General features: G+C 60.7%; 11 protein-coding genes and 1 pseudogene. 9 read left to right on the forward strand and 3 right to left on the reverse strand.

Going from position 1 to position 9823, the window contains the following annotated elements; genetic code table 11:
* Positions 1-153: 153 nt before the first annotated feature.
* The 8 genes and pseudogenes from HLH48_RS22015 to HLH48_RS22050 all read left to right on the forward strand — a co-directional run bounded on the left by HLH48_RS22015 (position 154) and on the right by HLH48_RS22050 (position 5717).
* A complete protein-coding gene (locus HLH48_RS22015) occupies positions 154-516 on the forward strand; it encodes a DUF2285 domain-containing protein (RefSeq protein ID WP_182999606.1) in 363 nt (120 codons plus the stop codon).
* A gap of 161 nt (positions 517-677) precedes the next feature.
* On the forward strand, positions 678-986 hold the full coding sequence (locus tag HLH48_RS22020; protein ID WP_182999607.1) for a helix-turn-helix transcriptional regulator: 309 nt from the start codon (positions 678-680) through the stop codon (positions 984-986).
* A 5-nt stretch (positions 987-991) separates the two neighbouring features.
* Positions 992-1471: a DUF2840 domain-containing protein gene (locus tag HLH48_RS22025; RefSeq protein WP_182999613.1), complete on the forward strand. Its 480-nt coding sequence runs from the start codon at positions 992-994 to the stop codon at positions 1469-1471.
* Entirely contained in the window at positions 1468-2037 is a 570-nt protein-coding gene (locus tag HLH48_RS22030; RefSeq protein ID WP_182999608.1) for a S26 family signal peptidase, read from the forward strand. The genes HLH48_RS22025 and HLH48_RS22030 overlap by 4 nt, the downstream gene beginning before the upstream one ends.
* A gap of 34 nt (positions 2038-2071) precedes the next feature.
* Complete coding sequence (locus HLH48_RS22035) at positions 2072-2410, forward strand: DUF736 domain-containing protein (protein ID WP_264813191.1); 339 nt, start codon at positions 2072-2074, stop codon at positions 2408-2410.
* A 46-nt stretch (positions 2411-2456) separates the two neighbouring features.
* The gene (locus HLH48_RS22040) at positions 2457-3074 is read left to right on the forward strand and encodes a lytic transglycosylase domain-containing protein (RefSeq protein WP_246387705.1); all 618 of its coding nucleotides are present in this window, start codon (positions 2457-2459) and stop codon (positions 3072-3074) included.
* 244 nt (positions 3075-3318) lie between these two features.
* Positions 3319-5116, forward strand: a pseudogene (locus tag HLH48_RS22045) (relaxase/mobilization nuclease domain-containing protein).
* A 115-nt stretch (positions 5117-5231) separates the two neighbouring features.
* Positions 5232-5717 carry a CopG family transcriptional regulator gene (locus tag HLH48_RS22050; protein ID WP_246387703.1) on the forward strand — a complete coding sequence of 162 codons (486 nt, stop codon included), beginning with the start codon at positions 5232-5234 and terminating at the stop codon, positions 5715-5717.
* Here the strand turns inward: HLH48_RS22050 and HLH48_RS22055 are convergent.
* Genes HLH48_RS22055 through HLH48_RS22065 form a run of 3 tightly spaced genes read right to left on the reverse strand, consistent with a single transcriptional unit; the run spans position 5639 to position 8524 of the window.
* Positions 5639-6610 (reverse strand): LysR family transcriptional regulator, encoded by a 972-nt coding sequence (locus HLH48_RS22055; RefSeq protein WP_182999610.1) that lies wholly within the window; start codon positions 6608-6610, stop codon positions 5639-5641. The genes HLH48_RS22050 and HLH48_RS22055 overlap by 79 nt on opposite strands.
* 3 nt (positions 6611-6613) lie before the next feature.
* Positions 6614-7489 (reverse strand): MBL fold metallo-hydrolase, encoded by an 876-nt coding sequence (locus HLH48_RS22060; protein ID WP_182999611.1) that lies wholly within the window; start codon positions 7487-7489, stop codon positions 6614-6616.
* 42 nt (positions 7490-7531) lie between these two features.
* On the reverse strand, positions 7532-8524 hold the full coding sequence (locus HLH48_RS22065) for an aldo/keto reductase (RefSeq protein ID WP_281374976.1): 993 nt from the start codon (positions 8522-8524) through the stop codon (positions 7532-7534).
* Positions 8525-8660: 136 nt separating this feature from the next.
* On the opposite strand from HLH48_RS22065, the gene HLH48_RS22070 reads away from it, so the two are divergent.
* Positions 8661-9599, forward strand: coding sequence for a LysR family transcriptional regulator (locus HLH48_RS22070; RefSeq protein ID WP_182999612.1), 939 nt, complete (start codon positions 8661-8663; stop codon positions 9597-9599).
* The last annotated feature ends 224 nt before the right edge of the window (positions 9600-9823 follow it).

The following is a 9823-nucleotide window of genomic DNA, read 5'->3' on the forward strand; positions in this document are numbered from 1 at the left end:
ACCATCCGCGGCGACAGCTACCGCCTGCGGGAGAAACGACGCTCCGGCCTTCTGCAGAAGGCCGGAGCGTCCATCAGGGAAGTCGAGACAACCACATCATGAGGGGGGGGGGCAGTTCCTCGTTTCGCCAAAGGGGTCAGTTCTTCAATTCGTTTGACAGCCGCCATCATCCGCCCGGCGCTGCATATTCCCCTCGATCCACTTTTCCGACGCCGGACGAACGAAGCCATGCGTTTTTCCTCCGTGGTGTTGGGCTTCTCCCTCCCGACACGTCATCCCCGACGCATCACCCAGACCCGCCATCGCTGGCTCCTTCTCCGCCTCCACGCCTACGATCTCCGTCAGGCCGGGGCCAGCCAGCGCCAGATCGCATCCCTCCTGCTCGATCCCGCCGCCATGACCATGCCCGATGGAATCTGGGGCGATTCCGCCCTCCGCGCCATGGCCCGTGCCCTGCGTGACGAGGGCAGCGCCCTCGTTCACGGCGGATATGTGACCCTGCTCGACGGAAGCTGATGCCCGTTCCCTATACGCCCCATTACGCCTGCCTACGCCAAAGAGGGGGAGAAATCCGCGCGCGTCATTTCCTCCACTCCCTGACGGCATTTTTCCCGCCAGCCTCCCGTAAGCGCCACTGCTTCACGCCCTGAAGCACGAAGCGCCGACAGGAGGTTTCCATGACCAACGACAAACCAGCGTCACCACCCGCGCTGACGCTGCCACCGCCGCGCCCGGTCCCCGCGCGCTTCCTGCGCGACTATCTGCGCACCACCGAGGTCGCCGAACTGCTCGGCCTCTCGCCCCGCACCCTGGAGAAATACCGCTGTGTCGGCGAAGGCCCCGCCTTCCTCAAACTCGGCCAGCGTGTCCTCTATGCCCGTTCCGACGTGGAAGCCTGGCTTCAGGCCCATCGCTGCGCCCACACCTCCGATGGCACCTATACCGCCGTCATCGACGCGCGACGCGCCTGGAGGCGGGAACCATGACCGGCATGGACGCCTCCGACGCTCTCGGCCTGACCACGGTCGAACTGACCTTTATCGAAAAACGTGTCGAACACTGGATCAGGTTCGGTCAGCCGGTGTCCGACAAGGTGCTGGACAAGCGCCGCCGTCTGGTCGCCTTCACGCCCGGCAGCGTATTCGGCTTCATCCGGTGGACCGCCAACGATTACGGAACTGTCGTCTCCTGCTTCGACGTCGTGCGTGCGGTGGAAGCGGGGGCCGCCTTCCAGACCGTGCCTTTCGTACGCCCTGGCGGCGAATTGCTGCTGGACGTGTCCGGCTGGCCGAAGGTCCGGCGCGTGCTGGAAGAAATCGACGCCATTGAGGAACTGGGGCTGCACCCCGCCGAAATCTGCCCCGATCACTGGTGCGTCCTCAATGGGCGCATCGCCGCCAACGTGGCTTCCCGCCCCTATACGCGCGCCATGCACAAGGCATGGCTGGCCCGAAAGAGGCTCGCGTCATGACCCGGCGTTCCGTGCTGGCGGCGACGTTCGTGGGGATCGCCATCGTCACGGCGTCGGCGTCCCTGCATGTCGCGCCGCGACTGTTGTGGAACGAGACGGCCAGCGTGCCGGTCGGGCTGTATCGGGTGCAGTCCGGCAACGCGCTCCATGTCGGGGATGTCGCCGCTCTCCGACTACCGGATCGGCTAGCGCTATTGCTGGCGCAGCGCGGCTATCTGCCGTTCGGCGTGCCGTTGCTGAAACCCGTCGCGGCCTTGCCGGGGCAAAACGTGTGCCGGACAAAAGGCAGCATCACGATCGACGGCGAACGTGCTGGCAGCGCGCTGGCCAGCGATCACCGGGGACGCCCGCTGCCCGTCTGGCAGGGCTGTCATCGCCTCTTGCCTGACGAGATTTTCGTCATGAACCCGGCGGAACCGCGCAGCCTTGACGGGCGGTATTTCGGCCCGCTGCCCGCAGCGTCCGTGATCGGCAAGGCTGTCCCGGTCTGGATCACGAGCGGGCGTGCCGAACCCCTCTCATATGAAATGCCGTCACCCGTGCTGCTGCCTCCGCCGCTCCAATGAATGCACCACACCCTCAAAGCAGAAAGCAATGCAGATGATTCATCTTGGCACTTTCACCCGCACCGAAAACGGGTTCTTTGGGCAAATCACATCGTTCCTCATGGCCGACGATCTGACCATCGTCCCGAACGAAAACCGCACGTCGGAAAACGCGCCCGATTATCGCGTCCTGCGTGGCCTGGATGACGACGGGACCGAAGTCGGCTGCGCCTGGGTACGGCAGGGCGAGCGCATCGGCCTGTGGCTCGCCGTGATGATCGACGATCCGCTGTTTGCACGCCCATTGCGTGTCCGGCTGATGCCCGACCGCGACAGCGCCGACAGCTTCCGGCTGATCTGGAACCGGCCCGAGTGGCGTCATGGTCCGCGTTAAAAAGGTGCTTCGCTTGCTGACAGTTTGCAGCGTGGTTGCCATATCCATGCAGAGTGCCAGCGCCGCGCCGTTCGATGCCTATGTCACCGAGGCCGCCACGCGGGCGAACATCCCGCCAGCGTGGATCATGGCGGTGATGCGCGCGGAGAGTACAGGTGATGCGTCGGCGGTATCACCGAAAGGTGCGATGGGCCTTATGCAGATCATGCCCGACACATGGCGGAAGCTTCGCGCAGCATTGAATCTGGGAAGCGATCCCTTCGATCCGCGCGACAACATCACAGCGGGTGCGGCCTATCTCCGGTGGCTACATGACCGCTATGGCGATGCGGGCTTCCTCGCGGCCTACAATGCCGGTCCCGGACGGTACGAGGAACTGTTGAGAACCAGTCGTGCGCTTCCCGACGAGACAAAAAAATACGTCACAAGAGTCGCCCGGCTGCTGCGCGGAGAGTCGCTCGGCAATCCGGTTTTCAACGCGGTTTTTGTCGATCCGTCACACGTCAAAACGCCTTCCGGGAATCAGCTTTTCGTCGGCCCGTTTGCATCCCGAGATGCGGCCCAGGATGCACCCGAGGTGATGCCGATTTTCGTTCAGGTGATGCGATCGGAGGCCCCACCTCATGGCCTGTTCGTCCCCATATCGCAAAGAAGCGTGCCATGACGTCTTGTTTGCGGCATTGGCGCAGGTTTGTGCCACCGTGGCATGGTTTTTCCAGTGTCTCTTCATGTATTCGACCGACATAAAGAAGAATAAAAAGAGGAAGGCAAGATAAAACGGCCTGCCACGTCGGGCGACGAGGCGCGGTCGCACCTCGCCTTCTGGTGTGCAGGCTGGGTCGGTCGTGTGCAGGGTTTTGGATTGTATGCTGCTTTCCTGCGGGGTTTTCCTGCACAGTGGGGTTCTGATGGCCCGCGATGAGGATTTCCGCGTCCGCCTGGGCCACATCCGAAGCACGGGACACGCGGCCCGGCCCCGCAGCTTTCTGGCACAGGTGCTTCATGCCTCTCGCCGTGCGGGTGGAGGCAGTAGCGGCAGCCCCGGAAAGGGAAAAGGAGGCAGTCAGCGCTCCGGCCCTTCGACCTTCGGGCGAGGCCATTCCCGGTTTGGAAAAAGCCGTCTCTTCGACGCTCATCGCCGCGTCACTGTGAAGGCTCGCGTGGTGCGACAAGACCGGGCGCTGCGCACGTCCCGGATCGCTGGCCGATCATCTTGGCTATCTGCGCCGCGATGGTATCACTCGCGACGGCGAGAAAGCGCATCTGTTCGGGCCGGATGGTCAGGAGGTGGACGCGAGCGACTTTGCTACCCGCTGCAAAGACGACCGGCATCATTTCCGCTTCATTGTCTCGCCCGAGGACGCGCCGGAGATGACCGATCTCGACGGCTTCACGCGCGATCTGGTGACACAGATGGAAGTCGATCTCGGCACAAAGCTTGACTGGGCCGCCGTGTCGCACTGGAACACTGACAATCCCCATGTGCATCTGATCGTGCGGGGTGTTGATCAGGCTGGGGCCGATCTGGTGATCGCCCGCGACTATATCAGCCACGGGTTGCGCTCTCGGGCGGAGGATCTGGTGTCGCTGGAACTTGGCCCACGCGCCGAGCATGAAATCGAGGCCGCGTTACGCCAGGACGTGACGGCGGAACGCTGGACCCGGCTCGATACCGAATTGCAGCGTCACGCTGATGATCTGGGCGTCGTGGACCTACGGCCCGATGCTGGGGATGCTCACAGCCTCGGGCGCAACCCAGCGCACCGTACCTTTCTCACCGGCAGAGCACAGACACTGGAACGCATGGGGCTGGCAAAGCCAGAAGGACCGGGAAGATGGTCGCTTGCCCCTGGCATGGCGGACACGCTGCGCGAGATGGGCGCACGCGGCGACATCATCAAAACCATGCATCGCGCCATGACGGGGCGCGACCATGACCGGGTGATCTCTCCCGGTGATTACGTGATCGCCGATCGCGATCAGCCTGTCGCGCTGACGGGCCGCCTGCTGGAGCGTGGGTTGCACAACGAACTGACCGGCGAAGCCTATGCCGTGATCGACGCCACGGACGGGCGCGTCCATCATGTCCGCTTCCCCGGCGTGGACGCCTTCCGCGACGCGCCTCCCGATGGCGGCATCGTAGAAATCCGCACCGCAACCGGCAGGACGAGCGGCAGGGATTATCTGGTGCTGTCCGCCCGCTCCGATCTGGACCTTGCCGCCCAGGTCAAAGCACCGGGCGCGACATGGCTGGATCATCGGCTGGTGGAACGCCAGCCGATGGACTTGGCCCGCACCGGCTTCGGGGCCGAGGTGCGGCAGGCCATGCAGGCGCGCACCCGTCACCTCGCAGATCGCGGGTTGGCGTCATTCCAGCAGGATGGGTCCGTGCGCTATCAGAAAAACCTTCTGGCCACTCTACGCCAGCAGGAACTGGATCAGGTCGGCGCGAAACTCGCGCAACAGACCGGGCTGGCTTATGAGCGCAGCGTTCCGGGCCACTTTGTCACCGGCCAGTATGTGAAACGCCTCAGCCTGTCCTCGGGCCGGTTCGCCATGATCGACAACGGACTGGGCTTCCAGCTTGTGCCCTGGGCACTGTCGCTGGAGAAGCAGCACGACCGGTATGTCGATGGCGTTGCCCGCGACGATGGGGGAGTCGACTGGCGGCACGACCGCAAACGCGATCTCGGGATCAGCATGTGATCCATGCCACCCGTTCCTTTCACGCTATCGTCCGCCTCAGTACACTCGACGCAGTTTCGGTCTTGTTCCGGAAAAAATCTTTCGGTCACATCATGGCTTTTCATGGAGGGTTTCCATGCGTGACCGCCTGAACGTCTCCCTGCCCGTCGCCATGATCTCGCAGATCGGAGACCTCGCGACCCGCCGCAAGGTGACGCGCTCCGCCGTGGTGGAAGCGGCGGTCGCCTCGCTCCTGTCGCCCGATAGCGCGGAGAAAACGGAAGCCGCGCTCACACGGCGACTGGACCGGCTGACACGGCAGATGCAGCGGCAGGAGCGCGACCTGATGATCGCGCTGGAAACACACGCCCTGTTCATCCGCTTCTGGCTGGGACAGATGCCGCCGCTCCCTGCCGAGGCGCAGGCCGCCGCCAATGCGCTGGGGCAGGAACGCTTTGCCCGGTTTCTGGACACGCTGGGGCGTCGTCTGTCCCAGGGACGATCCTTCCGTGACGACATCCCCCTCGATATTCCCGCCATGCGTCAGACGTCACCAGCACCAGCACCAGCACCAGCACCAGCACCAGCACCAGCACCAGGGAAAGAAGCGCCATCCTCATGATGGTACCGCGCCAATTCGATAAAGCGGGCGAGAACAGGATCGCTTTCTCCATCCCGCCAGCACAGGGCGAGATCGAATATCGTCGGGCCGCTTATATCCATGACCGGCCGGAAAACGACGCCATCCATTCTGATGCCCGTAGTGCCTTCCGTGATGAGCAGAATCTTATCCCCGTGACGGGCCAGTGCCAGCAACCGATCAATGGCAGCGTCATGAAACATGATACGCTCAGGCAGGATGCCATGCAGCAGCGCAAGCTTGCGAAGCTCCATGCCTGCACCACGATGCGGGAGCGTCAGGAGACAATCTGACAGGCCGGGCCACGTCACCGCCGCCCGCGCCGCGAGGGGGTGATCCCGCGCGATAGCCGCCAGCACTCTTTCCGACCCCAGCGGGACGGCTTGGGCGGTCCAGCCCTCGCCCGCTATGACGATCGCCGCGTCGAGGCGGGAGGCCAGCACATCCCGCAACAATCTCTCACGCGGGCCGTCCATGATTTGAAGGTCCACATCGGGGTATGCGGCCTGATACCGTTCGAACAGGTTCGCCACTAAGCCTTGGGCGAAAGACAACTGCACGCCAAGGCGCAACCTTCCTACCACCCCATTATGCCGCAGGCGCAGATGCAGCATGGCTTCGTCCATGCCATCAAGCACGGAGGCGGCGATCTTCGTGAAGACAACACCCGCCGCCGTGAGCCGCGCGCCGGTCCGCATTCGCTCAAACAGAGGAATGCGGAGCGCGTGCTCCAACGCCTGGATCGAACGTGTCAGCGTGCCCTGATCGACCTCCAAGGCCAGAGCCGCTTGACGCAGGCTACGATGCTCCGCAACCGCGATCACTCGCCGAAGATCGCGGATGTTGAAAGCATAATCGTAAACTTTTCCGTGCATGTTTCAGATGATCGCAGGACACCATGGCTCTTCATAGAAGCTGTATTTCCCGTTTTCTTTAAGAACTCGAATGAAACCGGGAAAATTAAGATGCAAGCCACCAACGAGTTCACCGCCCGATGCGACCATATCAAGCGTCCGATGTCTTGTCCGACAAGCCTCTACCGGATCCACGTCAAAAGCGATGGTGACGTCTGGACACGGTATCTGAATATCGGGAAAGTGGACAATATCGCCCCATATCAAGAGACTGGAACCGCCTGAACTGATCCTATAGCCGCCATGTCCGGGCGTGTGGCCCGGAAGCGGCACAAACTCTATGCCCGGAAGGACTTCGCCCGCAGTCACGAGGGTCATGCGAGCGCGGTAAGCCGCCAACGCATTACGAGCCAGCATGAATTTAGGACGGGCATTGTCTGGAATTCCAAATGAATATTTTTCATCCGTCCAAAATTCATATTCATGCTGGGAGAGAATCAGTTCCGCGTTTTTGAACACAGGCGTTTCTCCCGCCGCTGCCAACCCTCCGATATGATCGGGATGTGCATGTGTCAGCAACACAGCATCAATGTCATCCAGTTCTATATTGGCCGCCAAAAGTGCCGAACGGAGCCGCCCTCCCCAGCCGTTAAAGCCGCCAGCGCCAGTATCTATGAGAACCGTCTTCCGCCCATCCTGAACAAGATAGGCTCCTACACTGAGTCTCGCCTGCGGGGGGCGGTGGACCGCCCGCATCATTTCTTCCGCGCCGGGTGGCGATATGCCGTCCAGAAGACTGAAATTCAAATCAAGATACCCATCGTTCAGGACCGTGACGATCACATCGCCAATCTGGCGGCGATTGAGACCAACAGCCTGTTCTGTCGGGAAAACAACCATGTCGTTACCTCGCAATAATCGAAACATGAAGGCAATACACCGCTAAAATCCGACAACTGGGTGCGGAATGTAGGGCTGTTCCAGCGCCGCGATTTCATCGGCCGTCAAACGGACAGAGAGCGCCGCTAGAGCGTCATTCAAATGACCTGGCTTTGAAGCGCCTATGATAGGAGCGCTTATGGCCTGTTTTTGCAGGACCCACGCCAGCGCGACCTGCGCGCGGGATACCCCACGCTGCTTTGCGATCAAACCCACCGCCTCGATCACCGCCCGATCGGCGTCCATCGCTTTCGCGTAAAGCGTCGAGCCGTAATTGTCGGTTTCTTGTCGATACGTGTTTTCATTCCAGTCTCTTGCGAGACGTCCGCGTGCGAGCGGACTCCAAGGTAAGATGCCGATGCCTTGATCCTGGCAGAATGGCAGCATTTCACGCTCTTCTTCGCGATTGAGCAGGTTGAAATGGTCTTGCATGCTGACGAACTCGGTCCAACCATTAAGACGAGCCGTATAGACCGCCTTGACGAACTGCCACGCATACATGGAGGACGCGCCGATATATCGGGCCTTGCCTGCCTTTACGACGTCGTGCAGGGCTTCCATCGTCTCTTCTATCGGTGTTGCGGGGTCCCACCGATGGATCTGATAGAGATCGACGTAATCAGTACCCAGCCGACGCAGGCTGTTGTCGATCTCGTTCATAATCGCTTTACGGGAAAGCCCCCCAGCATTCGGGACCGAGCGCCTGGGAAAGAAAACCTTCGTCGCCAGCACGATATCTTCGCGACGAGCAAAGTCGCGTATCGCACGCCCCACGATCTCTTCCGATGTCCCGTCCGAGTAACTGTTGGACGTATCGAGAAAGTTAATACCCATTTCCAGGGCCTGCCGGATCAATGGACGGCTGTTTTCTTCGTCCAACGTCCACGGGTGGCCACCACGGTCCGGGACGCCATATGTCATGCAGCCAAGACATAGTTTTGAAATTTGAAGACCCGTTTTTCCTAACCGTCCATAATCCATCGCTTTGTGTCCCATTCGCTTACACCGGCTATGCCCACGACAAGCCGTGTGGGGCAGCATTGGCGTGCCGTTCGATTATCGATTGAGCCACAGCTACAAAGCTGACAAAATAGTCATTATTTTCATCTGAATGATGAGGAATATCTCATCCATGATCCGTCCCAGCATAACAGCGCTCGAAACGTTTGTTGCGGTCGCGCGGCATCGCAGCTTCCGCAAAGCAGCCGCTGAACGCGGCATCAGCGCCTCCGCCCTGAGCCATATCATCCGTGATTTGGAGACGTCACTTGGTATCCGATTATTCAATCGCACCAACCGGACCGTTCGGATTACGGCTGCCGGCGAGCAATTTCTTCATCGCGTCGCCCCGGCCTTGGGCGAACTGACCGAAGCCTATGAGCAAATAAATACCCTTCGGGACAAACCAAGAGGCACCTTGCGGCTGAATGTTCCCAGAAGCGCCGCCGAACTCGTTATTCGACCTTTGCTCGGTCGTTTTATGTCCGAGTATCCCGACATCACGCTAGAAGTCGTCACCAATGACGGTCTCGTGGATATTGTCGCGGCAGGCTTCGATGCTGGTATCCGCATCACCGAACGATTGGAACAAGATATGATTGCCGTTCCGGTCGGCCCGCAAAGGCGCTTTGCTGTCGTGGGAGCCCCGTCTTATTTTGCTGATCGATCAGTCCCCCGGCACCCTGGCGAGTTACACAATCATGCATGTATCGGACGCAGCTATCCCAGCGGCGTCCTCCGCACTTGGACATTCGCAAAAGGCGCTGAAACTTATGAACTGACGATCAGAGGCCCACTCATCGTCGATGAGCACGTTTTGATGCTGCAAGGCGCATTAGATGGCGTGGGTATTGCCTATGTCTATGAAAGCCTTGTCGAAGAATACCTTCGGGAAGGAAGCCTGATCCGCGTTCTAGAGGATTGGTGTCCGATAATGCCCGGCTTTTTCCTTTGTTATCATGGTCGGAGACACATTCCCGCTACGCTGCGCGCCTTCATAGAGGTGGCACGAACGGCGCACCATCAAAACCAGGACGGACTGGAAGGCGACTTTGGTACATCGCCCTCCTGAGATTAGGTCCGGCTTCCACCGCAACCTGAGAACCGCATCCCGATTCGCGCCCTTCTCCGCCCACCAGCGCCACACCCCACGCGGCCGCGTGCTACGCGGGAATTCTCCCCCGAATGATTCCTATATGATTCCAGTTGGCGCTGGAGAAACGCCAAAGGCCGCCCGTGAGGCGGCCTAAGCGTTTGTTTTCAAACGGGATTCATGGTTGCGGGGACAGGATTTGA

It is taken from the genome of Gluconacetobacter sacchari, assembly GCF_014174255.1.
Lineage (GTDB): Bacteria > Pseudomonadota > Alphaproteobacteria > Acetobacterales > Acetobacteraceae > Gluconacetobacter > Gluconacetobacter sacchari.